Source organism: Neptuniibacter sp. UBA6509 (assembly GCA_002435145.1).
Lineage (GTDB): Bacteria > Pseudomonadota > Gammaproteobacteria > Pseudomonadales > Balneatricaceae > Neptuniibacter.
Genome location: DJLT01000122.1, coordinates 1 through 24,862, shown reverse-complemented (window position 1 = coordinate 24,862; position 24,862 = coordinate 1). Strand labels below are relative to the sequence as shown.

Here is a 24,862-nt window from a genome sequence, read left to right as displayed (position 1 = left end):
CATATTCCCTAACACATGCCTACAGTGCTTTTTCATTGCTCACTACAGGATAAAGCAGTGGTTCCAACTGGTTTTGGTTAAAACTCACACCATCTTTATCACATGCTGATTTTACCCTTGCAATAGCGGCATTGTTTATTGCATCAAGATAATTTGGTGAGCCTTTATACTGCCAGTATTTGTTCCCTTGCTGATCTTCAGTTACTTCAAACAACTGAGCTTTTAATAGCGTAGCCAAACCTTTACGAATATCGCTCGCAGTAGCACCTCGCATAAGCTTTTGCCCTTTTTCAGGCGATACTCGCTGGACTAGATTCTCTTTAAGGTCGGACACCTCAATGGGTTCTGTACCAAGCAGAGCGCTATGCAAATTAACGATTAAGTTATACGAGGCAAAAGGCCAGTTCATCTTGCGTAGAAACTTACGGTATTGCTCAGTAATATCCGTGGACTGTTCAGCTGATTTGTCTAGGGCTGCTGGATTAAACTGTGCCATCCAGTGAGTTTTATTCTCAGCCTGATAGATATCCAGATTAGGGATGTCACGCATAAAGGCAGAAAAGTTGGGGTAATCCCAGCTACGCTCATCAAAAGCGTTGTCGCGTGTCATCAGTGTGTTTTTGATAGCACTGAGTGGCATAGGCTCGGCATTCGCCTCTAAAAGCTCTTCAACCAGCGCTCTTACTTCGCTGAGCTCAGACTGGGCATCCTGCTCCTCTGCGATATCGGTATAGATATAACGTGTGCAGGAGGACTTTACGCTTTCGCTCAACGGCGAACGCGGCCCTACCCCGAGCACCTCTTTACCCATCTCTCGCAAGCGGCGGAAAAGCGGTGAGAAATCAGAGTCGCCCGTTGCCAGCACAATCTGTTCGATATCCGTAACACGGATAGCGTTTTCCAAAACATCCATCGTTAACTGAATATCCGCAGAGTTCTTGCCACTGACAGGGTGGAAACTATGAACCAGATCGAAACCCAGTCGATTCAATGGAGACTGTAATTTCTGTATGTGAGGACTACTCCAAACACCGTAAGCTTTACGGGTAACGATACGGCCCTCTTCACTCAGATTATTTACGAGCTTCTCTAGCCTGTCCTCTTTTACCCATTGAGTGAGATTCTCCACATCAACGAATATCGCTATTTTCGTTTTATCCATGTGCTGTTGTCCTTATCCGTATAAAGCATGCTAATTCATAGATTGCAGTAGCTTAGTCATCTCTTCAATTGGCCAGAAACACTCGCTTTCTTTCATGCCCTTGATACGACAAGGGCGCTTGCTTAATCTCACACAGGTGCTGTAGATCGGCAGATCCATTACTGAGATGCCATCATACTGTACAGTCCATTCAAGCTCCTGAATTAATTGATTCAGTGTGCCCTGCACTGAGCGATCGCATGCCGTATCGAATTGCAGAGCAGGAAGCTGCTGACAGGTCTCTTCAATCAGGGCAGGATCAACACCAGCTTTCAGCAAGGTGTTCACTAACAGATCACTAAACCAGTAATCGATTGCTTTAAGCTCCTTTACCGTTGCGCCAATCATCACCAGAGCAAAACGGGTTTGATCATGGCAGAACACCACACACTGGCGGCGCTGAATGGTAGTGATATTGGCATGCCATGAGCCAATAGAGTTCTTTGTCCTATTTGAACACTGCCCAGAAGCCAGCGGTGTTTTACTTACCGCATGGCCAGCACTCTTTAGTTTGGCTGATAGCTTCTGAGTGCAGTGAATAATCATGCTGTGGCTTACTCTGCCTGGCTCAAGTCGATCTGGCCGCTGATCAACTTAGGGAGCAGGAGATCACGTTGTTTTTTTAAGTTTTCATTTTTATGAAGGAGTGTTTGTATCTGCTTTTTCATTGACTGGGTGATTGTCGAAAATTGATCCCTCAAAAGTAATGAAGGTACTATAATTTTAGTTTCACCAATGAGCTGCCTTTTAAGTTCAGTCTGTCCTGTCGCCCCTTCACCTAACCTTTGAAAATGAGGCTGCAAAAGCTCTAGGCATGTTCCCCAAAACTCAACGTTTATGTCATTTGATGGGCGTAATATAGTTACATGAGTATCGACTGTTAAATTTTTATCGTGAATCAATACCTGTGCAACACGCCCTAGAGTTCCAACTCCTGTAGAGTTTACCAATACGTCGCCATATTGAATTATTTTATCCTCGGGAACCTTTTTGATGTTTCCTCTTACATTATTGAGAGTTAGTTTGAAGTTCCTTATACATCTCTGATTGATAACGAACTGATCAGCATCATCAGAATATTTTGGAGCAATGCCACGATTTAAATAGCATGCTAAATCATGTAACGGTTTTACCTCCCACCCCTCAGGGATCAGCCCAAGCGGTGATTCCACCATCTGGCTCTGGCCATGCTCTGGGAAACGGAGTTTCACAAACCACTCTCGGTAGAGGGACTGAGCCATTTCTTCCAGAATAGCGATACGACGGTTGTTGTTTTCTATAAGTGAATCATAAGAGGATAAAATACCACTTACGATCATCTGTTCTTTAAGCGGAAGAACGTCTACCTCAATAGATTCAAACGCGCTTTTACTTACATTTTCCCGCCCAGAGGCAGTACCACTATTTAGAGCTCTAACTTTTGGAATAGTTAGCTGCATCAAATAGTAAATGTACATGTAATCGTATTTTTCTCGATCAACAACGATACAGTTAACTGCTTGATTAACTAAGCTCAATTCTTTAGTGAGGCAAGATTTTCCGATCGTCCCAATTGTAACGACGCAAGGAGTGTTAGCAGGGACAAGCTTTTTTTTAAATTTAATAATCCCAATTTCCGATAAGCTTTCTTCAGTATCTCCTATATATCTTTGCCCTAAATTCATATCTGTAGGCTTGATCAATGGAACCTTTTGACCGTAGAACTCTCTTTTCTTTGTTGGAGGAGTCCCTCCTGTAATAACGGTCCCAAGATCAGATATGCGTACGGTTATTGTTGCACTCATTAAGTATTCTCCAAGACTTTAACTAAGTTCTTGGAAATTATTTGCTCAAGCTCATGCGCTTCAGCATTCAATACTTCCAGCTCTTCCTGAAGAACCTCTAGTTTAATTGCAAAGTCCTCGTCGTGTTCCTCCTCACCAGCGGCGACACCAACATAGCGCCCTGGGTTAAGAGACCAGCCTTGCTCTTTGATTTCTTCAATCGTTGCAACCTTACATAGCCCAGTAATATCCTGATACAGTCCTTCTGGAAAGTGTTTATCAACCGCCCAGTCACCGCTGTTGTCCTCTTCATGGTGCTGATTTAGATAGATATTATCGACACCTTCGCCACGATATAGGCGTACGATATTGGCGATGAAATTCAGCTGTTCACTAGTGTAATCACGTACCGCGCGGGTCACCTGACGGAAGATATGTCGGGCATCGATAAATAGAACTTTATCTTCCCGATCTGTGCCCTTCTTGGCTTTATCAAAGAACCAGAGTGAGCATGGCAGGGTTACGGTATAGAAGAAGTTGCTGGACACCGCGATCATTACATCCACGGCTTTGGCTTCGATCAATTGCTGGCGGATATCCTGCTCAGAAGCACGCGCATCACTGGCAGAGTTCGCCATAACGAAACCTGCACGGCCCTTTTCGTTTAGCGCCGCATAGAACATCTGAATCCAAAGGTAGTTACCGTTATCGGTACGTGGCATTCCGAATGGGAAGCGAGCCTTGTCATCAACCAAACGATCTTTCTGGATCTCATTAACATTGAATGGCGGGTTAGCCATTACAAAATCAAAGTTACCCGCGCAGCTATGAATATCTTCGTAGTAGGAGTTACCTTCACGAACATCACCTTGCAAACCATGTACAGCAAGGTTCATCTTACTGAGGCGAACCGTATCCCCTGTTTTCTCCTGACCGAAGATAGATAGCTCATCCGAAGCATCTCTCTGCTCTTGAGATGACTGCCCCTGAGATAAAGAGTGCTCCTCAACGAAGTTCGCACAGCTCACAAACATTCCGCCAGAACCACAAGCAGGGTCGAACACCTTGCCGTGGTAAGGCTCGATGATTTCGGTAATCAAACGTACCAAGGTAGAGGGTGTGAAGAACTCACCACCGCCCTGACCTTCGGTTTTGGCAAACTCATTGAGGAAGTACTCATAGATACGCCCGAATACATCTGATCCCATCCCAAAATCAATCGCGGCAAAGTTCTTCAACAGGTCTTTCAGAATGGTGTTATCAAAACGGGTATAGGATTTAGGCAGCGCATCTTTAATGGCTTCATTCTCTGCCTCCAGAGCCTTCATTGCCTCATTGATATTCAGGCCAATGTTAGTGCTTTCTGGCAGTTTCAGAAGATTGGAGTACAACGCCTCATCAGGTACATACATCGCCCCTTCTGCCTGAATACGGCTCTTGATATCCCCACCACGGCGGCGGCTAGATTGACCTTCCAGCTTAGCTTTAGCATTTTCAAAACGGAACTCTGCATATCGCAGGAAGATCAGCCCCAGAATCGGGCGGGAATATTCTTGTGCGGTAAGCCCCGTGTTCGCTCGTAAACTATCTGCCGCAGACCATAGGCGCTTTTCTAACTGTTCAATCTTTTTGAAATCAGACACTGCTGTTCCTTACTTACATAGGTACAGAAACAGCGGTAAGAAGTTGAAGCGTCCGCTGCCTCTTTTTAATTATAAATCAGTGTACTACAAGCCCATAGGACAAATACATAACTCGCTGATATGAGAAATTTAGGTTTTATTAAAAATAAAACACTTTCCCCCCCGCCTTTTTCAATTTCAAAAGAACGATCATCTCTTGCGTTGGCTGATGACCAGCTAATTAAACCGTTTTAGGAGATTGATTATGACGAAAACAAAGATGACCCCAAAAGCTGTAAAACGTATCCATAGCGCGGAAGCAAAAAAGTCTGGTGGCCAAGTGAGTTCAGATAGCTTTACTGCTCGCGCTACCCGAACTATCGCCAAGAAAGGAGGTAAATGAGAAGGGCTCAACATGAAGATGACAACCGATCTTGCCAGCTAAACCCTGAGCATGATGCTTATTGGCAAAGCCGTGGTGAAGATGAGCGGCTAGAGGATTGGTACGAAAGAGCCCATGACCCTGATGATGAAGAAGATAACTAATCTTCACTGACTAATAAGGCCGCTATGCGGCCTTATCATCTTCTTCAAGAATTTCTGCATGGTTCTCTTTCATCTGAGCCAGATGTGCATCGTAGTGATTTAGAACTGATTGGATTAATTCACGCCTCACATCAGCAGCTATCCCATGACATTCCAACCACTCTTCCCATTTTCTAATCCAGGTATCAATAGCAAGGACTACCGTAAAGCGTTCTAATAAGAGTTGATGCTCAAGGGTCTCGATATCACTAAAAGAAGATATAAATTGAGATAGGAGTTTCCTGGAGGGAAGATCTTTACCCGCTCGCCAACGCCTGAGAGTTTTGTATTGCTTGTCCGTGAATGAAGTCGAATCGTAGTTATCAGATTTCTCTTCAGTCTGCCCATGTATGGGAATCATTCTGGAGAACTCACGCCAGCTGTGTTCCTCGCCTTTGCCAAGAAGTGCTTTAGTCAGTTCTAGCAGGTTGTTAAAAGCTGAATTTCTCTTTGTATCTTCATTTAAAAGGTCGGGCATGGATTTTTGGATACTTGTATCAGCATCCCACTCTACAACCAAGCCCAAACGCTGCATGTAGTTTCGTGTACCAATTTCGTATGACGCTATGGCTGAAAGATAGAAATCTGACCAGGTGAAAAGCAAAAACTTGATCACTGCCAGCTGATCGAATTCGAGGCCTGAGTCATTTCTAGCTACTTGATCGCAGTAGTCATTCAAAACCTCTTTGGGGACCAAAGAGTGATCAGACAGAAAGCCTGAAATGAATAGTGCTTGTTCGTGGCCAGTTAAGCCTTGTTTTCTAACTCGGTTGGCCTGCTTACACAGACCCAGCTCTGCATGTGATCTCTCCTCTATAAATTGAACGAGCAAATCAAGCTGATCGGATGATCTTGAACGATTAAACCCCGTTAGCATTGATAGCCAGGCCCCAGCATTGGCACCGAACTTGTTGGATTCGTAAAGCTTCTTGAATAAGCCAATACTGAATTTGAAATTGAGGGTGAGTTCAGGCACAACATGACTGAGGTATGACAGCAGTTTGTTTTTTATTTTATGACTGATGCCATCTTTAACAATGTTGTACAGCTGATTGCGCCCTACAGGCAGTTTCTCGTCTGCTTCTGCTGCAATATCAGATAGCAGATGAAATGGTGAGACTTTGAGATTCAAAAGCTCGAAAAAGTCTTCTGCAGGAGGAAGATATCCGAAATTGTTTTTTGGGAACTTAATTCTGTATTTTGTATCTTCAGAGCCTTCTCTATTGTTTTTTGGAGGTAATTTCGGCATGCACCACTACCTCGCTAACGCAATCTTAGAGTTAAGGAGAGAGCTATTCATTGTGGCCAACAATTGTTTTAAGAAGGTCGTTTTTTATCGCCAACGCTGTTTGCGTTAAATCTATCGTTACAAAACGTATAGTGTGTCCCTGAATTGTAACTTGTTCGTTTAAAGGCTGGTCGATACAGGGATGAAGCAACATTCCAGTAGACTTTAATGAATATGGTACGTCTGGTTTTTCTTGAGATCGAAGGTACGTGTACATCTGGTAAATGTAACCACTTCGTAGAGAGTTCTCTCTATACCAGCCCCGAGTTAGAATCGAATTAAATTTCGTATCTATAACGATATGCTTCTGCTCTTTTCTTAGCTCGATGTCTGTTCTCATTGAAGGAAGCACACTGTTAATGCCTTCAGATTCTGATTCAATCTCCCAATTAAGTTTTCTTCCTGCAGAAACTATCCAGCCATCGCCCGAAAGATTTGCCTTATATAGACCTGCCACCCCTTTCTCAAAGAGTTTTCTAACGAAAGTTACATCTCTATTTGGTGCTTGAATCAGATGAGATCCAGATTGCTCTGAAGGTAGAACAAGGTCGAATGCGAACGATGCTAACGCTACAAGCTGTTTATCAGCTGCATCATGGCGGCCATAAATTTCTTTTGACATCAAAGAATCATCAGGGCGAGGTCCTATCACTCCATACTGATAGAGCTGTTTTGCTGAGGATCGACAACTACGGGCTAACATAGGGCTACTTACTATCGTCGATAGTTTTTCTAAGGCAGCTTTGATATACCGATTCCTGGGCGTGTTAATAGTCATTTCTTCAAAGGAACAAGCAATCTGGCCTTTTTGTAGCAAGCGATGCCTAGCTGTTTCTAATAGATCTATTCGCCCTCTCAACCTTTTAAGGCGGTCTTCTCTTGTTATATATCCAGAAGTTAGATTTCTACGTAATCTTTGCTGGACGCTCTGACAGAGCATCTGCGAAACTAGGTCAGGTATTTCATCTGGTGCATCTTCCACCGACGAAAACTTTTTGAACTCATCCCTGTAGAGATCGGATGCGTATAGCATCAACAACCAGAGATTCTTTACTGGAACCTTTCCGATTGTTAAATCAGCTTTATCTTCTGAAAGCACGGGCTGCATTACCAACCCTCAAGCAATGTACTTGTAAGGTCTTCTGCTTTTTCAGGTGTATCAAAGAAATACTCTTGTAGGAGTGGGTATATTTCAGTGTTTACTACCTCTTCAAACCAGGAATGGACTTCGATCTTTTCAGTGCCAACTGGTGTCACATAGCTATGACCTATCTGGAATTGAGTTCCAAGTGTAGGATCTTCAGAAATCTGTTTATTCAGGGACAGAATTCTTTGCTCGATATCCGTTATATGAGCTGCATCAAAACCAAATTTATGTGACAGCCATTCTCGCCAGTTTTCGCCAAGCTGAGGTACTAGATCGATGAATGCAAAACGACGGCGCAGTGCTAGGTCAACTAGCGCCAAAGACCTATCAGCTATATTCATTGTCCCAATGATGTATAGATTACTAGGTATAAATACACGCTTATTGGTGCCTTCGCCGTAACTCAGTTCTAAAGCCTCATCAGGTGTCCGCTTGTCAGCCTCTAAAAGGGTTAGCATTTCACCAAAAATCTGTGCTGGGTTACCTCGATTAACCTCCTCGATTACAACCACGTAATTGTTTTCAGCATTGTTCTGAGCGAGATAAACCATTTCCAAAAATGGTCCATTAACCAACTGAAGACCCTCATTGCCTCCAGCAGGTCTCCACCCCCTTATGAAATCTTCGTAAGATAAATTTGGATGAAACTGAACCGCTCTTACACGTTCTTCACTTTTCTGACCAATCAGTGCGTAAGCGAGACGCTTGGCCAGCCAAGTTTTGCCTGTACCTGGAGGGCCTTGAAGAATTATGTTTTTCTTTCGTTCTAGAATGTTGATCGTTTTCTCAAGCTCACTAGCTTGAAGAAAGCAGCCATCAGAAACGATATCACTCAGGCTATAGGCTTCGGCTGGGGTCGCTGTAGTTTCATTTGAACTGACGCCTTCATCAAGTTCATATTCAAGCCATGTATAATTGCCATTACCATGAAATTCCAGCACGTCTTCGTCTCGAAGTAGCTGCATGTTTTGGCTGACTGTTTGAGGTATTGTTTTGTTCTCTGGGTAGTCTTCTTGTAACTGAACAAGGTAATTATCTAAGAATTGCTGCCTGGAAAAATGAGGCGAATTAGCAGCGGCACAAAGCTCTTTTATCAAAGAGTAAATCTTAGATTTCCAAGTGCCAGCAGACTGCCCTGCAATACTAGGCGGCTGGTAACGCCAGGCTTCAAAAGATAGTTCAGGGAAAGAGTGAACAGGGAAAGTATCTTCTTTGAAGCGGCTCTCGATGGAGTTTAACACCTTAAGGTAATCGCTTGAGTTACATCGCCCTTTAGGCCCATTTTTAGAGATAGAGAGGTTCCCAGTTTCTCTTGGACATACCTTTGTGAATTACCATCTAGTGGGAGGAAGGTCCAAGGCCGAATCCAGTAAAGCCCCATAGTCAGATTCCAACCCACGTTCTTAACTTCAGTTACAGTGTCATAAGCATCAGCAAAATGTGAACCAAACTCATCAGCATCACCATCTGAAAAATTGATCGCTGCATCAAACACGTCCCAAAGTTTGTCGATATCGCTTTCTGCCCTTTCATACTCGTAAGCAAAGAACCAAGACTTCTGATTATTTAGAACAGGGATGCCATCGAAACTAGTCGGTATTTCAGACTCAACACCCAGAATACCTGCAAGTTTACGAGCGATAGCCTTTCGATTTGAGTCTGTTATACCTCGATTAAAGGTACCCATGATTGTGAATGGGCAGATGTCCTTTATAGCGAAGACAGCATCGTTATCTCCTTTGTCGTTCAGGGGAGTAAAGCCGTCAACTTGTTGAGATATTTCGTGGAGCTTATCAACTAACGGGGCTCTGTCATCCTTGTGATTCAAAAGCTTGGTTGCAAACTCTTCATAGAACTTAGTCCAAGGGAATTTTGTGTCGTTAGGATTGTCACCAAAGCGTTCTATCCAGTACGGATCATTTCTGAATCGGTCATAATCCTGTTCGACATTGTTGAAAGTAAAATCAATCAGTCCTTTTCCTAACCAGCGATTGGTTTTAACATGCCAAATGGTTCCTCTGTGAGTGAAGAAATACCAACGTTTCTCAGGTGTTAAAGGCTCCCAGTCCACGCTGATTCGTCGCCCATCTCCTTCATTACTCGTAACACATCCACGAGCTTTGATTGCCATTACGGAAGCCGTTGAGCCGTTACTTTGAAAAGGAAGATCATTCTTTTGAGTGAAGGACGCTTTAATCGCAATGCGGTCGCCTGGTTTTATCGTTTTGACAAGCTCGAGATGCTTGTCGTCGTAACCATTCTCCCATACACCCTCAGTTAAGAACCGCTCGGTTTGATCGTCAGTTCCACCCCAGAGCGCACCTACGAACCAATATGAAATATCAGAATCCATTGAATAACCTTGTCCACATCAGAGAACCAAAACGCAGTGGAAAATACGGATGAAGCGTCCACTGCCTCAATTTATATTGAAAATCAGTGTACTACAGCTGATGAATGTTAGGTATAACGATAAGAAAAATGGTAACCATTGAATTTTTGTCAGTTTTTTAGCATGTTACATTTATAAACAAGTAATGAAATTAAGCGAGAAGGAATTTTGCGCCAATCAATTAAACAGTCTATCGGTGACTTCCTGGAGAGACAATCTGAAGAATCAGCAAGCTATATAATTGCTGTGCTGGCTATAGCTGCATCACTGATGGCTAAGCTTACAGGATTGACTGAATACGCAGATTTACTCTATTACCTGGGAGCATTTGCCCTAACATACGGCTTTATCGTTTTTGTTAATTCATTAGTTAAACCGATGGTTCAGTCAGGACTAGGCAAGCTAATTCTCTCTGGAGCGTTTGTTATAGGCAGTGGTATTAGCCTTGCTATGGCTAGGCAAACAATAAACGCTGAATTACATGTTCCCTCTTCTGCTTTTCCAATTACACAATCCCTATTAGCTGTCCTCTTATCACCGCTTACACTCTCAATTTGCCTTGCATTGACTAGTGTATTCTTCATCATCATAGGTATGCTTTTTAGCTTTATGCCTGTCAGGATTACTTCGATGAGAAGCCTACTTGCTGGTAGGAAAAATAATGCTCTGAGTGGATTGGAAATTGTTACCAACATCGTAAGATTTACTGGTCTGATCGTGGTCATCAGTCTTGCTATGGCATTTACAAAAGAGAATGATGGTTATACTGAAACTCTCGCTTCGTTTACAAAGTGGTTTGCCTATTCATTTGAATCAGAAACCCACAGTTATTGCGAAATAGCATCAGGTCAACGTGTGACTTATCTATCTGAAAAGCTAATAGTCATATCAAAACGGAGTGAGGACAACGATAGCTACAGTTTCCGAGTAGATAAATGTATATCACCATTAAAATGAACCACTATTCACACGTTCCATATAAGCCAATCAATATTAATGTTTTTCATGCTGAGAGTTGATGCGAAGATCAATTCCGTAATTTCTTTAAGCGCTTGATAGCTACCTCGTTTGAAATGAGCCCGTTTGACGCCAGGGATACAACATCAAACTGTTCATCTGAAAGGTTGAGATTGGATAATTTTAGATTGCCTTTTACAATGCTCATAACCGTATCGTGAGGCAAGTTGTGTTCAATCAGCGGAACCAATTGATGGTTATGCATTGAGAAGAACCTATCTACATCATGCCAATAGATCCCCCAGTTGGATGGCTCACGAATTCCATCGTTATCTAGCAACACAAAGGCACGACCAAGGAAATATTCATCCCACTCTTCTTTTAGCCCGAGGTTTAACAGAACTGATTCAAGTACAGGGAACCTGGCAACATAACCACTGCGCTTTGGTACTCGGCTCATTAAGACTGTTAGATCGATAAGAGCAGCAACTCCACGCAAGTGACAGAACCTCTTTCCGTGAGCTCTCAGGGAAGCCACATCATGAGGTTTGCCTGACATGAGTTGACTGGCTATGTATTCGTTCCAATCCTTAAAAAGCCCTATGAACTCAAGTTTCCGATGAAATTCAGCATCTAATCCAATTTCTCTCTCGCTAGATAGCTGAATACAGAATCCCATATACATCCTCTCCTAATGAACTCTTTGCCTGATAAGCTGCTGTAAGTTCTTTTCATCACTCTCTGCTAGATAGGAAGCAATAGCCCCTGATTCGATACCAATAAGTAGTGCTGTAGCGACTAACTTTGTCATCCTGAGCTCAAGATCAGGGTTGATGGCTGGTGGGCAATAACAAATGACTAGTTTGAAAGCCTTTTGATTGATGCCTTGGTAAAACTCACTGTTCATTATTCGTGCCTCGCGTTCAAATAGCTGTATTCATTCAAGCACAAAATACGAAATCACATAACGAATTGTTTTCAAGTTTGTGCTCGCTAACATATTGTTAATAAAAGGTTTATTTGGAATTAAGATGTTCGCCACTAACGTTCTAGAGTTTCGCCCTATTGATGCTTTAATAGATCAGAAACAACATAAGATTAGAGAGTATTGACCTTATGGGGCATTTATTAGTGAAGCTCACAGCGAAATCACTTCAATTAAGGGCAATACCCAACCCTTCTGTAAAGCGCTTAGTAAAATGTTTGGAGCTAGAGTATACCTACGATCATTCGAATCCGAGTATGTCCGTTGACATCCTTCTCTACAAAGTTGTCGAACGCTATCGCTTCAACGATATGCTGCAGATGGCCTATTACTTTGAACTCGATCTGTTGAAACAGAAGGCTTATGAGGTGTATGGCGAAGGCCACCCACGAAGAGTTAAATAAATACTTACAAATATTGAGAATGGTTTTACAGAAGCTAGATTGGAGCGATAAACCTAGTTCATTCATACAAAATTACCCCATCCATCGCGCCTGAGCTTCAGCTCAGCAGTAATTATCCTATGTGCATTTGCTAATGCGGCTCCTTGAATACAAAAAACATTACAAATAATCACTATACTTTAGTCGCAAATTTGAATTATTTTTGATGTCTCAAAACATTGTTTTGACTTTTTTAATAATAATGGTTGTTTTTTCTACAAGCTCCGTGCGACGTGAAGTTTCAGAATTGTCCACCCGCACTTTTATCATTTTTATACCTTAATTAAGATTAAAATAATCATATTAAACAGCAGGTTAAGCGTTATTCCTAAATTTGACACACATACTCAGGATTACTATCCTTGTGAACACTAGCTACCAATTTTCTTAACAGAAGGAGTCGCCTATAAGCCGAGACGCACCACCCCAAATAGAGGTATGCCCTCATGAAATATATGTGCCAGCGACAGCTAAGTCGCAAACTGTTGAGAAACCCAAATGCGAATACCCATTCACAGAGCTTTGTAGCTCACCGACAGAAAGAGAATTGCTCATTAGCAATTAACTCATTGCTTGTACCTACAAGCGACTTTCCGTCCCCTTCCGCTTTTGAAGGAGGTGTACGATGAAAGCACGCAAGGTTAGTAAGCAATCTTACGTTCGTTCTACTTATCACGTTTATTCGTCCTTCACGCGACGGGTATCTGCACTTGAGAGTAAGTTAGAGCAGGACTACTTCAATCTTCTGAACTTTGAACGTGATGCCATTTTTGTCGCGCAGCCCGAGTCTGTCCGATACAAACATGGTGCAAAACTTCGTCGTTACACCCCAGATTTTGAGGTGACAATGCAGGACGGCCCTGTATTCGTGGACGAAGTAAAGTTCTCAGAAGAAACCTTATCTGATTATTTCCAAGAGAAGTGCTATCTCCTCACTCGTTTTTTTGCGCGTGAAGATAAAGTATTTCGAGTTGTTACTGAAAAGCAGATACGTGTTGGCAAGCGAGAACAAAATCTTCGCTTCCTGCAGCCTGCTCTTCGTTCAGAACAACCTCATGATGAATTTTTAGCATTCACCAAAAAACTACCGATTCGAACGGCAACCATTTCTCAAATTGCCGATCTGCTTCAAGAACACAAGTTCAGGCCATGCCTCATACGGCGAGCAGTCGCACATCGTTTATTCAGATGTGACTTGACTCAGCCTTGGGAACCAAGCCTCCAGCTTAGCTGGTAACGCAGTACCTAACCGAATCTATCATTAATTTTTTGGAGAAAGCTCATGCTTCAGTCATTTTGTGAACCTAACACTCGCGTTCTTTACCACGGCCTTCCTGCAACTGTCGATCCACTGTTTGATTCGCACATTGCGATCAAATTCGATAAAGAAGAGATTGGTATAAAAACACTAACCTTAGAAGAAGCCAATTCAGAATTTGGCAAGACTATGTACTTTGCTGGAAAGGGAAAAATAGAAGAAGTACCCGTTAATCTGGGTATCGACGATAAAATCGAACTTGAACGCAGACGGCGCTATATCGAAGAGCTAAAGCGTGTCTCGAAAAAAGGCGGTTGTGGTGGCGTTAAGCTGAGGCAGCAAGTTATCAATCGCGTACAGAGACAGACGAGAGATAAAATCGGGGCATCTGTTGCAGGCCTTCAACGTTGGTTTAAAGCAGATAAAGAGCACTCTCAAGGACTTGCTTCGACACTGAGGAGGAATGAGCGTAAAGACCGTGCTTCGATCTTCACTCAAGAAGTAAAAGATATGGCTGTTTGGGCTATTGATCAGTACTACCTTGTACCTGGTAATCCTACTATCCAATTTGTTTATGACTGCTTCGTTGACGACGTCAATGAATTTCTTGGTGAAGACGTTGCGCGTCCATGCTACGCCACTTTCAATGAATGGGTCACTCGCATGACCAATCCATACGACAAAATGGTTGTTCAGTATGGAAAGAAGGCCGTGCGAAGTGCGAATCGTAAATCACTCAGGAAGCTTGTAGTGGAACGCATTCATGAACGCGTTGAAGTTGATGCTGTGCATCTCGCAGTAGGCCTTGTTGACAATGCAGATCGTTACTTAGGCACAGTCACGGTATTTGCTTGTATAGATTGTTATTCTCGAAGTCTTTTAGGTATTTATGTTCAGATTGGTCGTGGTGAATCTGCAGCCTCTGTTATCGATAGTTACAAACACGCAATCACACCAAAGACGCGAGACAGCTACTCTTCTGAATGTGTAAATGACTGGCCTATGTTTGGGGTCTCTGATTTATACGTAGGCGATGGAGGTGTTGGTAACACTGCCATCAAAACTATCTCATTCTGTGAAGACGTAGGCACACAAACTGAAACAGTTGATACGGGCAAAGGCTGGAAAAAGCCTTACGTGGAAAGTTTCTTTGCTACGCTTCGATGTCAGTTTGCTCGACATCTTCCTGGGTATTGCGGGAAGTATACAGAACAGCAGTTAACTGATGAAACCGTCGCAGAAAGGGCTTGCCTTACCTATGCTCAGTTTCACGATGCTCTAACCCACTGGATCGTTGATGAATATCATCAATCCCCTCATAAAGGCCTGCTTGGTAAAACGCCATACGAAACCTGGCAAGAACAAGCTGTACCCAGCAAATTCCCACCAATGCTACCTGTTAACTTTGAGCGTATTAAATACATCAAAGGAATTGTTGATACACGCACTATTCAAGGTGAGTACGGTGAACAAGGGATTCAATACGAAAATGTTTTTTACAACGATGCTGAGGGCGACCTTAAAGAAATCTACAGGAAGCTTAAAGCTCGTGGCGAAGACGCGGTTGTTGCCTGTGAATACAGTCCAAATGATATCAGTGAAATTAATGTAACTGACCCATTTACAGGCGAAATGCTCGTGATCCCAACGCTTGATATAAGGGTCACAAGTGGGATGACACTTTCAGAATTCCAAGCTGCGTACCCTACCCCTAAGAAGAATAAAGGTTATGGACATCCTCGCGTTGCGCGTAAGAGCAAGATACACGAGCAGGCGCGTCAGAAAGAAGCCGAAAAGCGCCGCCAACGTAAACCCAAGAAGTCTGAAACCGCACATATTGATGAAATCACGGATGAAGTTCATGAGTTAGAGAAGCGAAATGAGGAGTTTAACGCTCAAAACGGGTCTAGGGGGGCCGATCAGAGCGAGAAAGAAATTCCTAATGTAGATGAGTCAAGCCAACCAACTGATAGCAATGATGACGAAAATAAGGGGTTCTACTATGAGTAATGCAGTTGATAGGTTGGAAACAGTTGCTGAAGAGCTTGGTGTGGATACTGATAGCCTTAAACCTGAGACCTGCAACTTTGTTTCACGGATTATCCGTTATCCCAAGATGGATGAGGCATTAAAGCTGATTGATGGTGGCAGAAAACACGCTGTCGCCTCAGGAAAAGGTACAGGTATGCTTCTACTGGGTGAGCCTGGTGTTGGTAAATCCGTAATAATTGGCAAGTATGTACAGGAGTACTTTGGTGTTCCCAAGGCCAATGAATCAGATGTTCTGACTAAATGCCCTGTACTTAAACTGTCTGTGCCAGCAAAGGCTACAGTAACAAGCCTTCTATCTAAGATCCTTAGGGCCGCTAAGCACCCTAAACCTACAGGATCGTATTCGGAATTGGTGGGAAGAATAGAAACCCTTGTCCAGGAACAAGGTGTACAAATGATCATCTTGGATGAGTTTCAACACCTTCTACGACGACAAGCTCAAATCAGTACACGCAATGTTGTAAATGAAATCAAAGTGCTCATGGATGACCACGGATTAGCCATTCTGCTGTGCGGTATTACTGATGGTTTCGACCTTATTTCTGAGCATGAAGAACTGTATCAGCGTTTTACATATGAGCAGATAGCACTCACGCCATTTGACGTGCAAACAGAGGAAGAACATGCAGCGTTTAAAGCATACATAAACGTGTGCTGCATGATCGTGAAGGATTCAGGTGTGAAGTGCATTGATCTTACTTCCAAAACAATGCTGCAGCGCCTCCTATTGGCTACAGCAGGCAAAGCACGCCTTATAAATCGGTTGTTTGTGAAAGTTCTAGAAACATCGGATCTAAGCAAAGGAATTAACAATGCTGATTTTCATGATGCATATGAACGCGCAAGATTGAATCCTAAAATAGGGATGAAGAATCCATTCAAGATGTCGCCCTCCAAAGTGAACGAAACATGTGGGTGGTACAAATGAATAAATTAGGTGTGCGTCCCTATTCTGAACCCAATGAATCTCTGCTCGGCTATTGCGTGCGCCTCAGCAAACGTAATGGCTTGAGCGGCCTGCGTATGCTTTATGATCTTATTGGTGTGCCCAATATCGGTAAGAACAAAAGCAGATCAGAGCTTGATCGTTCTGAAGTCATTCTAGAAAAGCTTGCGCCAATCCTGGGGCGTGATCTTTCGGTGCTGCGAGAGGCTTTCTCAGCTCAGAGCCCTGTATGGGTTTATGATGAGAAGCGTCTAATCCAAGACATCAGGATTGAGCATCCACGTATTTGTCCTAACTGCATCATTGAAAAAGGTTTTGTTGATTGGCGATGGGGATTGGCCCACCTTTCAACATGCCCTGAACACCAGGTTCTGCTTTTAGACGCCTGCCCTAGTTGTAACAAGCCGTTGGATTGGCACAGCTCGTTACTACAGGGCTGCCACAAGTGCGGGGCCACATGGGAAGGTATGGATATCTCAAAGCGCCCCATAACCTCTCTTGAGGAAAAAGCGTGGGTTCACGCAACGGATAACCCGTCAAACTACAAAGATTTGCTAACTGATATCTGCGCTGCAATCGTCGTAGCTGGGCGACCTTATGATTCGTATCATGACAGGAGAAATCATGCCCCGACGATTTCTGAATACTCATCAGTCGTTAGCCTGGCATATAAAATTCTAACTGATACATGGACTCAGGAAGCCTGGATCGGCTCCTGCAAGGCAGAACGAGATGTATGCTTGCCTTTGGGTGATAAAGTCACGTATGCGCCTGTGTTAAGTCTTGAAAAACATGCTAGGACCTTCAAAGTAACCGATATTTATGGGAGTTCAGGTGGGTCTGATAGTACTACCTTTGAAGAGAACGCTGAGTTCGTGAAACAGAGCCGATTCAATGTAATTCCAGCTTCGTCGGATACTGACCTTCTCAGATACCAGGTGAGCTCATCACAGTTAACTAAAATGCTAGGGCTTCCGAACGGCTGTATCCAGCAGATGGTAGATGACGGAGTAATTAAACCCTGTAATTCGACTAATGTACTCAGAGATCAGTTATTCGATATGAGGCAGTTTTCTAAGTTGTTCAGCGACGCCTGCCAAGCAGAGGCCTCAGGTCGTCTTGTAACGCCTAAGTCCAAGGAATTAACCACTCATCTGACCTCATATGGGAAGGTGCTTTCTGATGTTGCAAGTGGAGTTCTGAACGGCTCTATCACAGACAGTTCCGAGCTTAATCAGATAGTCGTTAATGAACTTCAATATAAAAAGTGGTTAGCAGCGATGCTTGAGAATGCATGCAGTGAGACCGTTCCAGCTTATAAAGCCCAAGCGGCTTTGAAGTGTGGAGATAAGAAGATTAAAACATTAATTCATCGAGGTGAAATTAAGTGCTCCAGATTATGTACTTCGTACGGTAGTATTGATGGAAATAGCCTTTTAGAATTCATAACTAAGACTATGAAATGAACGGACTGCTCGGGACCAACAAGGAATGAAATCTCTACCTCGTATTAAAGAAAACATTACAGACATAACAGCTGTTACACAGCTGAACGATAATAGCTGTGCTCTTCTAAGAAATATTAACTTTCACGACTTTGATATAACTGGCGATTCTCTTAAGAAAAAAAATATTTCATTCATCAAATGCCTTTTCTCTCATCAAGAAATACAAAATATAGTATTTGAAGATTGTAGCTTTGAAGATTGTCAGTTCGTTGGCTCCAATATCTACAACTGCGATTTTCACAGATGCTCTTTCAGTAATTGCAATTTTTTCAGAGCATCTATAGCTGAAACTTATCTGGACCCCTCTTCTTTTAAGTTTAATAGTGAATGGCGAATTTATTGGCCTAATGTTAATACTTCTTGGTATCAAGCGCTCTACCGAAATTCTATGGATATACATCAAGAGGAATTTTCTAGAAAAGCAGATAAAAGATTCCTGTTCTATAAGCGTTACGAGCACCTAAATGGGAAGAACAAGAGCAGAACTAAGTTCTGGCGTGGCTTTTTCTACGACTGGATGCTTGGTTATGGTTACGGCATTTTAAACTCCCTTGTTGTCACTATAATCATGCTTATTGGGTTTGCTATGCTTATGCTCGGTGAAGCGCAGCACAATGAAAAAGTTGTCCTAAATCCAATCGAAATGGTTTATTTCTCTATAGTGTCATTCACTACTGTTGGATACGGAGAAATCACACCTCTTCATGAATCCTTTGCCCTCTCAATGACGATAGGCTTTCTGTTTTTATCGGTTGCTTGGGGCGCCATAGTAACCGCAGTAATCGTAAAAAGGCTGGTGCGATAAATGAGTTATCTTGTTTTGAAATGTGGCTCAGCGGCTCGTGGTGATACAAATACCTTCAGTGATCAGGACTATGTTTGCATCTACCATGCTGACGCACTCCCCCTGCATTTAAAAAGCAAATATGAAGACCTTAGCTTTTTTTCGACTTCGAATATCGAAAGCATGAAAGCTAATGGCTCACTATTCATTGCTCACTTAGATATCGAAGCTCAGATTATCGAAGGTAACGAGGAATTGCTAACTCTAATCAAAGGGTTTAGGCCTGAACCCCTACTAATTCAAAGCTCCCGCAATCCCACAGTGAACTTTATTCGTTCCATAAGCTGGTATCCAAAAACTAGTGACGGAGTTTTATGGCTTATGGATGTGCTGTATGTAGCCTTCCGTAATATTTTGTATTGTGAAAATGCACTTAACGGAATCTATAGCTTTGGGTTTGAAGATGCTATGAGTTCATATGGACTATCATGTGCTGATTCTGAAACCTTCCGCCAGATACGTATGGGGAAATACGCTTACCGTAGTGAAAATGTCAAAAATCTTGGTTTCGTCGGACCTCGGAAGGAAGAAATTGCTAGTTTATCGGAAGCCTTGTCAGGAAAAAAGCTTGATTTAATTGAGGGTGGTGAGACAAACTGGTGGAGCGAGTGGTGCTATGATTACTGGGATGAGCGCCTCATCGAAAGAGCAACCGTTAACAAGGAGATCTATGCTCCTGAGTTTATGGAAATGCTGAAAAATCATAACTATAGCCGTCGTTCTCTTCCAGGCTCTTCCAGAAAACTGGTAGAGTCAGCTAGAGGTATTTATGCGGCCAAATACAATTTGTAAACTTCTTCTATTCAGCCCCACAATTTCGTTAGTATAAATTTGTGGGGCTAGTCACGTTCTTATATAGTAAATTCTGCACAGCCAGCGGAGTTTATTGGGCTTGTTTGAGTGGCTCCTAAGGCTATTAAAAACTTCCCCCTGTCAGATTGTACCTCAGCGTTAAAAATAAACTGATTTATACCATGTATGGCCCGCATGTGATCCATAGTTTCTGTTAGGAACGCCTTACCTATACCACACCCTAATAGTTTCTTTGTTACCCCAAAGTGATTTATTTCTGCAGCTTTTGATTCCTTGTAAATATTGCACCTTTGAATCCAGCAGAAGTCATAATTCTGCATAGAGCCTGTAGCTTCTAGACACACAATTAATTGATTGGTTCTCATGCATCTGCATTTTGTTTCTTTATAAGTAATAAATTCTTTAGGAGCCTTCCTGAACTCAGAAGCAAGCTCTTGTGCTGTCAAAGCTTTAAGTTTGGGCCCCAAAGATTTTATAAAATTAGCTAACGTTTTCATTTTTTTGAGCAACTATAGATTTGCTGAAATTCTTGAAATAAGATTTTTAATAAAGGACAAGGCATCCTCTTTGGTCGAGGATATATTCCCATATACAATTGTTTGTGATGAGTCGTCATTATTCCTGGTCGCTATGCCCTTGTATTTCCCATCCGATATTGTGTCTACATGGTATTTCCATTGAGAGGCTCTGGAGTATTCAGATATCCAATTTTCAAAACGTTCCCGATTTCCCAGCCCGACAAAAACCTTACCATCTGGCATAACACACACATTACAGTGTTCTTGAGTTTTTGTGATCTCTTGTGTGTCGGCGCTATATGAAAAAATACCTGTAGAGATTAACTCTTGAATGAAATCTTGAACTTCCACATCCGCATCTGATACAAGCTGCATGAATGCGGGAGAGTTAGTGCTGATTCCTCCAGTAAGATTTATCATGGTTAAGCAATTGTTCTGAACTTCTGACAGTTCAATTGGTTCCCAAGCATGAAATACAATACGCGACTTTAACACCTCATCGCTGCGCATTTCATATTTTACTTCCCACCCTTTAGCGTGAGGTTTTGCCCTTAGAAACTCATTTAAGTTTTCTACTTCATCATCTAATCCCCAAGGGTCTCCGATATCATAGTTAAGCGAAAGTTTGGTATATATTAGTTCTAGTAGTATAAGCACGGGGCTTGCTGTCGTAGACATTAAACAATCCCAATACCCATCTCTCATGAGAGTTTTATAAGGAAGACCATTCCCTTTTACTAGTGAATAATTGTCACATACAACCAAGCTAGGAAATGTTGGAACCCCAAAACCTTGGCCACTACCTGTTTTTGTGATTTCTTTTTCTAGAAACTTATAAAAGCCTTCCCTTAGAGAGTATTCGGACTTAAAGCCGTTATACCCGAGTACAATACGTACTGGAGATAACTGTTCAATAATTAATGTCGTGTATAACAGCAAACTTTCTTGACTAAGGGTTTCCCTTAAATGATATTCAGGTGCCGTAATTCCAGTTATTGAAGAAAAGTTATGATATGCAGGCGAAAGATTTATTTGCTTTTTCTTAGAGGAGTCATCCGACTCAAAAAGATACTGAGAATAACTCTCTATAACTTGGCGTAGCTTATAATAAGAGTCTTTAAGGTCAGCTGAATACAGGTTTTTTTTGACTTCAAAAACAGCGATAACATTCTTAACATGGTATTTATATGAGTCGGTATAAGGAATTTTTTCACCTTCACCCATTACTAACATACAATCAATCTGTCCCGTTTCTTCTCCAGCACCATCATAAACGAACCCTTCAGCAATCCTGAGGTCTAGTGATTCTGGGAGTGACTGTTTAAGAAGTTCAGTAGATAGGCCTTCGTACATGGACCCGATGCTTGGCCCATGCTTAAGAGCATACCCATCTAATTTCTGTTTTTCTTCCTTGATAAAGCCTTCCAAAATATTGGCAATATTCCTGATCATTCTGCCCCCTGAATTCGGATTTATGAGGTCCTGTTGTATGCAAACCAAGAATACTCAGTGTACAAGTGTTATGTTATTAGACTTGGTTCGCCATTTGCTAACGCTTTTTTGCTGATATAACTCTTTCATTAATATCATCTGGCAATGCTAATACATAGACCTCAACACCAAACACCTTGCAGCCTCAGCAACCCACAATTTTCCTCTGAGCCATTTAGCTGCTTCTTCAGATGCAAAGCACAATACTTTTCGCCAACTTGTACCAAGCTCTTTCTCAATTTGTGCGAACTTTAGAATGTCGCATTTGATTTTTGGAGCTGAGCACCTTTGACGGCTCCAACACGTGTGTACACTTCGACGACTACCCTGTTGTCAGGATCTATCTCATCAAGCTGAACCCCTGTAGAAAAAGATAGCGCGGCTTGAAGATCAAAAGAGAGACCCCGTTTTTTTAAAGCAATTATAGTAAACAAGCTTCTGCTTACAGTTGTTCGGACGAATCTGACTTATGCATCTGCATTACCCGTTCCTAAATTAAATTCTAAACAGATTTCATAATGAATTACGGAGACTTATTCGCAATACCAAAGGGTATATGTACCATAGGGATATCCCCTGCTTCAGATTCCAAGTGGCTACGTTGGTCATCAAAGAACATATGAGGCTTTAAACGAGACAGAATTCTGTCTTTTGACATGCCTCCAAGGAAAAATACCTCATTCGCACTTACTCCCCAGTCTTCCAAGGTTGTTAGAACCCTTTCATGTGCTGGAGCATTCCTCGCAGTGACTATGGCTGTTGTAATTATGCGCTTGTACTCTCTGTCACGTTCGACCTCTCGATCTTCAAGTTTTTGCAAGAATGATAGTTTCTTAAAAAGATCTGCGAGCGGGCCTGGTTTATGTGGAATTTCAGAGTTAGCTACTTCATATTCATGAAATTCTGGTAAATCACCACCTTTGAATACCGCTTCAGCTTCATCATCAGCAATTACACCATCAAAATCGAATGCAATCCTAAGCTCTTCATTGTCATCATCGTTAACGACTTTGCTCGGAAGGACTACTCCGCCAGGGTATCCTGCATCATTAGCATTCTGAACATCTTCCTCATTGGCAGAGAGAAACAGAGATGCATTGAATGCGGGTATATATTCATAAGGCGACTTCCCTTCCATGAAAGCAGCGCGTGAAATATCAAGACCATAATGTTTGATTGAACGAAATACTCTTTTCCCTGTTGCGGCTGAGTTACGTGATAGGAGAACAACTTCAACAGGGAGCTTTTCAGGAAATCGCTGATTGATTTCTAAAAAACGGCGAATAAACGGGAATGCGACACCTTTGCTTAGAACATTGTTGATGTTTTGTTCTTGGAATTCTTTGTAAGCCTTAGGTCCTTGTTCTTCAAAAACGGCATGTGACTCAGAAAGGTCAAATAGTGCACTGGAAGAAACAGCAACAACAAGCTTTCGCTCTATGGGATATGGCATAAAAGTCCTTTTTATGTGATCTGCTTACTTAAGAATCTATTAGCTTGTCATCCAATGCAAGACCAAAAACCAATCAGTTAGGTAAGGTCTCTAAATATCACCTTTATTGCGTATAAAATATACTTGCTCAAGCCGCAGAATACGACTACCCTGATAATGAATATTAATAATAACTAATTGTTTATATTGTCTTTTTTATGGAAGTATCAAGTTATAGTTGAAAACCACTGGGAAATATCAGCTTATGCTTTCACAACTGAATCAGCTAAATTTTCAACTCCTCTATAAGTCCTTGAAATCGAAGAACCCGCAGTATCAAAACTAATCCGAAACATCAATAGAACCTTATCTACGCAATGCTTTGGATGTGCTTTAACTGGAATTTGAATATCGTGCGGAGAGCTTCGAAGAATTATGTTTCGTGGGTAAAGTGTCGAAAAGAACAACGTAGTGTGGCTTCCGGCTTCACGGGTCTATTCCTCCAGCAAGGTGAAGCCGCTTATAAGTGATTCCCATTAAAGTAATACTCACGTCAAACCCCGCTAGACTGAGCCTTGCAGGTAATATGAGTACTTGCCATTATTTTTTAAATGTCTGGTGCGAAGAGGTTTAAAGAATTTGCTTTTGTGGGTATAGCTCCATTTACAAGCACTCAGCAGCGCTGGCTGAGCTGAATCTTGGCTAGATGTCTAAACGATGCGCTATATCTCTAAGCCGTTCTTTCTGTCGTTGGTAATCAGGCATGGCCTGCTCTAACTTTTTCCAGAAACGTTCAGAGTGATCATGGTGAACTAAGTGGCACAACTCATGTGCAACAACGTAATCACATACTGAACTGGGTGCCATGATAATTTTCCAATTAAAAATAAGTTCGCCACTTGGTGTGCAGCTTCCCCAGCGGGACTTGAAAGCCTGTAAGGATACAGAACTCGGCTTAACACCAATTGTAGTGCTTAGGCGATTAACCTTGTCATTCAGTCTTTTAGTGGCTTTGGTTTTATACCATCTAATCAGTGCGTTTCTAATGATATGAGGTTCTTCAGAACCATTCGGTGTTGATGTAACCAAATACCCGTTAATGAGCTTAACGGGCTTATAAGGCCCTGTTATAACCTTTAATTTATAGTGTTTACCTAAGTAAGCAAACTGTTCACCAGATACAAATTCTTTATTGCTAACAGGTTGCGCTTCTTGGTGTATGCATTGCTTTTCTTTTATCCATTTCTTCTTATTTTTCAATAAGATCTTTATCTTATCTAAAGACAGTTCTTTTGGGGCGACAACAGATACCACACCCTCCTCTATCTTTATTTGGGCCGTCTTTTTTCGATGGCTTCGGATTATTTCTGCGACAAACCCGTTGCCTTCAATGTATTCAGGTTCGGTGCTCATTACTTAAATTTAACCTGTGCTAGTTCCATAAAACGAGTTTGAACAACGCTAACTATCGCTTTATCACCGAATGAGCAATCTAAGATTGCACGTCGGATCTCTTTCCGCATTCGTTTGATTTCATCTGACTTGGCAAAGAAATCGATAATTTGTGTCGCTTCATCAAACATTGATACCAATGTGTGGTAAGACCCCAAAATTCTA

The 24,862-nt window shown here is 42.2% G+C and carries 26 protein-coding genes; 10 read left to right on the top strand and 16 right to left on the bottom strand.

Going from position 1 to position 24,862, the window contains the following annotated elements:
- Positions 1-19: 19 nt before the first annotated feature.
- Genes B4K11_RS16410 through B4K11_RS16395 form a run of 4 tightly spaced genes read right to left on the bottom strand, consistent with a single transcriptional unit; the run spans position 20 to position 4,607 of the window.
- On the bottom strand, positions 20-1,162 hold the full coding sequence (locus B4K11_RS16410) for an NYN domain-containing protein (RefSeq protein WP_292950275.1): 1,143 nt from the start codon (positions 1,160-1,162) through the stop codon (positions 20-22).
- Between the two features lie 30 nt (positions 1,163-1,192).
- Positions 1,193-1,747, bottom strand: coding sequence for a DUF6933 domain-containing protein (locus B4K11_RS16405; RefSeq protein WP_292950274.1), 555 nt, complete (start codon positions 1,745-1,747; stop codon positions 1,193-1,195).
- An 8-nt stretch (positions 1,748-1,755) separates the two neighbouring features.
- The gene (locus B4K11_RS16400) at positions 1,756-2,985 is read right to left on the bottom strand and encodes a restriction endonuclease subunit S (protein ID WP_292950273.1); all 1,230 of its coding nucleotides are present in this window, start codon (positions 2,983-2,985) and stop codon (positions 1,756-1,758) included.
- The gene (locus B4K11_RS16395; protein ID WP_292950272.1) at positions 2,985-4,607 is read right to left on the bottom strand and encodes a class I SAM-dependent DNA methyltransferase; all 1,623 of its coding nucleotides are present in this window, start codon (positions 4,605-4,607) and stop codon (positions 2,985-2,987) included. Before B4K11_RS16395 ends, B4K11_RS16400 begins: the two co-directional genes overlap by 1 nt.
- Positions 4,608-4,851: 244 nt before the next feature.
- Here B4K11_RS16395 and B4K11_RS16390 point away from each other — a divergent pair, with 244 nt between their 5' ends.
- Together B4K11_RS16390 and B4K11_RS16385 are read left to right on the top strand one after the other, a co-directional pair.
- Positions 4,852-4,989, top strand: a complete 138-nt coding sequence (locus B4K11_RS16390; protein WP_292950271.1) for a hypothetical protein — start codon at positions 4,852-4,854, stop codon at positions 4,987-4,989.
- On the top strand, positions 4,986-5,132 hold the full coding sequence (locus B4K11_RS16385) for a hypothetical protein (RefSeq protein ID WP_292950270.1): 147 nt from the start codon (positions 4,986-4,988) through the stop codon (positions 5,130-5,132). Before B4K11_RS16390 ends, B4K11_RS16385 begins: the two co-directional genes overlap by 4 nt.
- 22 nt (positions 5,133-5,154) lie before the next feature.
- Here the strand turns inward: B4K11_RS16385 and B4K11_RS16380 are convergent, their stop codons facing one another.
- From B4K11_RS16380 to B4K11_RS16365, 4 genes are read right to left on the bottom strand one after another with little or no spacing between them, the layout of a single operon-like run.
- Positions 5,155-6,420: a hypothetical protein gene (locus B4K11_RS16380; protein WP_292950269.1), complete on the bottom strand. Its 1,266-nt coding sequence runs from the start codon at positions 6,418-6,420 to the stop codon at positions 5,155-5,157.
- A gap of 43 nt (positions 6,421-6,463) precedes the next feature.
- On the bottom strand, positions 6,464-7,567 hold the full coding sequence (mcrC, locus tag B4K11_RS16375) for a 5-methylcytosine-specific restriction endonuclease system specificity protein McrC (protein WP_292950268.1): 1,104 nt from the start codon (positions 7,565-7,567) through the stop codon (positions 6,464-6,466).
- A complete protein-coding gene (locus B4K11_RS16370; RefSeq protein WP_292950267.1) occupies positions 7,567-8,847 on the bottom strand; it encodes an AAA family ATPase in 1,281 nt (426 codons plus the stop codon). Before B4K11_RS16370 ends, mcrC begins: the two co-directional genes overlap by 1 nt.
- A complete protein-coding gene (locus B4K11_RS16365; RefSeq protein WP_292950266.1) occupies positions 8,841-9,959 on the bottom strand; it encodes a hypothetical protein in 1,119 nt (372 codons plus the stop codon). Before B4K11_RS16365 ends, B4K11_RS16370 begins: the two co-directional genes overlap by 7 nt.
- Before the next feature lie 207 nt (positions 9,960-10,166).
- On the opposite strand from B4K11_RS16365, the gene B4K11_RS16360 reads away from it, so the two are divergent.
- A complete protein-coding gene (locus B4K11_RS16360) occupies positions 10,167-10,955 on the top strand; it encodes a hypothetical protein (protein ID WP_292950265.1) in 789 nt (262 codons plus the stop codon).
- A gap of 70 nt (positions 10,956-11,025) precedes the next feature.
- Here the strand turns inward: B4K11_RS16360 and B4K11_RS16355 are convergent, their stop codons facing one another.
- Positions 11,026-11,634 carry a hypothetical protein gene (locus B4K11_RS16355; RefSeq protein ID WP_292950264.1) on the bottom strand — a complete coding sequence of 203 codons (609 nt, stop codon included), beginning with the start codon at positions 11,632-11,634 and terminating at the stop codon, positions 11,026-11,028.
- A 12-nt stretch (positions 11,635-11,646) separates the two neighbouring features.
- Positions 11,647-11,862 carry a hypothetical protein gene (locus B4K11_RS16350; protein WP_292950263.1) on the bottom strand — a complete coding sequence of 72 codons (216 nt, stop codon included), beginning with the start codon at positions 11,860-11,862 and terminating at the stop codon, positions 11,647-11,649.
- Between the two features lie 209 nt (positions 11,863-12,071).
- Here B4K11_RS16350 and B4K11_RS16345 point away from each other — a divergent pair, with 209 nt between their 5' ends.
- From B4K11_RS16345 to B4K11_RS16315, 7 genes are all read left to right on the top strand, one after another.
- Positions 12,072-12,344, top strand: coding sequence for a hypothetical protein (locus B4K11_RS16345; protein ID WP_292950262.1), 273 nt, complete (start codon positions 12,072-12,074; stop codon positions 12,342-12,344).
- A 664-nt stretch (positions 12,345-13,008) separates the two neighbouring features.
- On the top strand, positions 13,009-13,620 hold the full coding sequence (locus tag B4K11_RS16340) for a TnsA endonuclease N-terminal domain-containing protein (RefSeq protein WP_292950261.1): 612 nt from the start codon (positions 13,009-13,011) through the stop codon (positions 13,618-13,620).
- 45 nt (positions 13,621-13,665) lie between these two features.
- The gene (locus B4K11_RS16335; RefSeq protein WP_292950260.1) at positions 13,666-15,651 is read left to right on the top strand and encodes a hypothetical protein; all 1,986 of its coding nucleotides are present in this window, start codon (positions 13,666-13,668) and stop codon (positions 15,649-15,651) included.
- Positions 15,644-16,621, top strand: a complete 978-nt coding sequence (locus B4K11_RS16330) for a TniB family NTP-binding protein (protein ID WP_292950259.1) — start codon at positions 15,644-15,646, stop codon at positions 16,619-16,621. The genes B4K11_RS16335 and B4K11_RS16330 overlap by 8 nt, the downstream gene beginning before the upstream one ends.
- Positions 16,618-18,105: a TniQ family protein gene (locus B4K11_RS16325; protein ID WP_292950258.1), complete on the top strand. Its 1,488-nt coding sequence runs from the start codon at positions 16,618-16,620 to the stop codon at positions 18,103-18,105. The genes B4K11_RS16330 and B4K11_RS16325 overlap by 4 nt, the downstream gene beginning before the upstream one ends.
- A gap of 25 nt (positions 18,106-18,130) precedes the next feature.
- Entirely contained in the window at positions 18,131-18,952 is an 822-nt protein-coding gene (locus B4K11_RS16320; protein WP_292950257.1) for an ion channel, read from the top strand.
- Positions 18,953-19,783 carry a hypothetical protein gene (locus B4K11_RS16315; RefSeq protein ID WP_292950256.1) on the top strand — a complete coding sequence of 277 codons (831 nt, stop codon included), beginning with the start codon at positions 18,953-18,955 and terminating at the stop codon, positions 19,781-19,783.
- 59 nt (positions 19,784-19,842) lie between these two features.
- Here the strand turns inward: B4K11_RS16315 and B4K11_RS16310 are convergent, their stop codons facing one another.
- The 6 genes from B4K11_RS16310 to B4K11_RS16285 all read right to left on the bottom strand — a co-directional run.
- Positions 19,843-20,301, bottom strand: a complete 459-nt coding sequence (locus tag B4K11_RS16310) for a hypothetical protein (RefSeq protein WP_292950255.1) — start codon at positions 20,299-20,301, stop codon at positions 19,843-19,845.
- A 12-nt stretch (positions 20,302-20,313) separates the two neighbouring features.
- A complete protein-coding gene (locus tag B4K11_RS16305; protein ID WP_292959463.1) occupies positions 20,314-21,774 on the bottom strand; it encodes a DUF6602 domain-containing protein in 1,461 nt (486 codons plus the stop codon).
- Positions 21,775-22,064: 290 nt separating this feature from the next.
- Positions 22,065-22,247 carry a hypothetical protein gene (locus B4K11_RS16300; protein WP_292955784.1) on the bottom strand — a complete coding sequence of 61 codons (183 nt, stop codon included), beginning with the start codon at positions 22,245-22,247 and terminating at the stop codon, positions 22,065-22,067.
- 89 nt (positions 22,248-22,336) lie between these two features.
- Complete coding sequence (locus tag B4K11_RS16295) at positions 22,337-23,266, bottom strand: 5'-nucleotidase (RefSeq protein ID WP_292955787.1); 930 nt, start codon at positions 23,264-23,266, stop codon at positions 22,337-22,339.
- Between the two features lie 681 nt (positions 23,267-23,947).
- Positions 23,948-24,658, bottom strand: coding sequence for a M48 family metallopeptidase (locus tag B4K11_RS16290; RefSeq protein ID WP_292955790.1), 711 nt, complete (start codon positions 24,656-24,658; stop codon positions 23,948-23,950).
- The coding region (locus B4K11_RS16285) for a hypothetical protein (RefSeq protein WP_292955792.1) at positions 24,658-24,862 on the bottom strand (205 nt) is incomplete at its 5' end. The genes B4K11_RS16285 and B4K11_RS16290, both read right to left, overlap by 1 nt.

Excerpts from the sequence above, each read along its gene's own strand:
- B4K11_RS16295 (WP_292955787.1), bottom strand. The coding sequence starts at position 23,266 with ATGCCATATCCCATAGAGCGAAAGCTTGTTGTTGCTGTTTCTTCCAGT.
- B4K11_RS16380 (WP_292950269.1), bottom strand. The coding sequence starts at position 6,420 with ATGCCGAAATTACCTCCAAAAAACAATAGAGAAGGCTCTGAAGATACA.
- B4K11_RS16290 (WP_292955790.1), bottom strand. The coding sequence starts at position 24,658 with ATGAGCACCGAACCTGAATACATTGAAGGCAACGGGTTTGTCGCAGAA.
- B4K11_RS16330 (WP_292950259.1), top strand. The coding sequence starts at position 15,644 with ATGAGTAATGCAGTTGATAGGTTGGAAACAGTTGCTGAAGAGCTTGGT.
- B4K11_RS16365 (WP_292950266.1), bottom strand. The coding sequence starts at position 9,959 with ATGGATTCTGATATTTCATATTGGTTCGTAGGTGCGCTCTGGGGTGGA.
- B4K11_RS16320 (WP_292950257.1), top strand. The coding sequence starts at position 18,131 with ATGAAATCTCTACCTCGTATTAAAGAAAACATTACAGACATAACAGCT.
- B4K11_RS16335 (WP_292950260.1), top strand. The coding sequence starts at position 13,666 with ATGCTTCAGTCATTTTGTGAACCTAACACTCGCGTTCTTTACCACGGC.
- B4K11_RS16385 (WP_292950270.1), top strand. The coding sequence starts at position 4,986 with ATGAGAAGGGCTCAACATGAAGATGACAACCGATCTTGCCAGCTAAAC.
- B4K11_RS16355 (WP_292950264.1), bottom strand. The coding sequence starts at position 11,634 with ATGGGATTCTGTATTCAGCTATCTAGCGAGAGAGAAATTGGATTAGAT.
- B4K11_RS16325 (WP_292950258.1), top strand. The coding sequence starts at position 16,618 with ATGAATAAATTAGGTGTGCGTCCCTATTCTGAACCCAATGAATCTCTG.
- B4K11_RS16390 (WP_292950271.1), top strand. The coding sequence starts at position 4,852 with ATGACGAAAACAAAGATGACCCCAAAAGCTGTAAAACGTATCCATAGC.
- B4K11_RS16340 (WP_292950261.1), top strand. The coding sequence starts at position 13,009 with ATGAAAGCACGCAAGGTTAGTAAGCAATCTTACGTTCGTTCTACTTAT.
- B4K11_RS16350 (WP_292950263.1), bottom strand. The coding sequence starts at position 11,862 with ATGAACAGTGAGTTTTACCAAGGCATCAATCAAAAGGCTTTCAAACTA.
- B4K11_RS16400 (WP_292950273.1), bottom strand. The coding sequence starts at position 2,985 with ATGAGTGCAACAATAACCGTACGCATATCTGATCTTGGGACCGTTATT.
- B4K11_RS16310 (WP_292950255.1), bottom strand. The coding sequence starts at position 20,301 with ATGAAAACGTTAGCTAATTTTATAAAATCTTTGGGGCCCAAACTTAAA.
- B4K11_RS16405 (WP_292950274.1), bottom strand. The coding sequence starts at position 1,747 with ATGATTATTCACTGCACTCAGAAGCTATCAGCCAAACTAAAGAGTGCT.
- B4K11_RS16345 (WP_292950262.1), top strand. The coding sequence starts at position 12,072 with ATGGGGCATTTATTAGTGAAGCTCACAGCGAAATCACTTCAATTAAGG.
- B4K11_RS16305 (WP_292959463.1), bottom strand. The coding sequence starts at position 21,774 with ATGATCAGGAATATTGCCAATATTTTGGAAGGCTTTATCAAGGAAGAA.
- mcrC (WP_292950268.1), bottom strand. The coding sequence starts at position 7,567 with ATGCAGCCCGTGCTTTCAGAAGATAAAGCTGATTTAACAATCGGAAAG.
- B4K11_RS16315 (WP_292950256.1), top strand. The coding sequence starts at position 18,953 with ATGAGTTATCTTGTTTTGAAATGTGGCTCAGCGGCTCGTGGTGATACA.
- B4K11_RS16410 (WP_292950275.1), bottom strand. The coding sequence starts at position 1,162 with ATGGATAAAACGAAAATAGCGATATTCGTTGATGTGGAGAATCTCACT.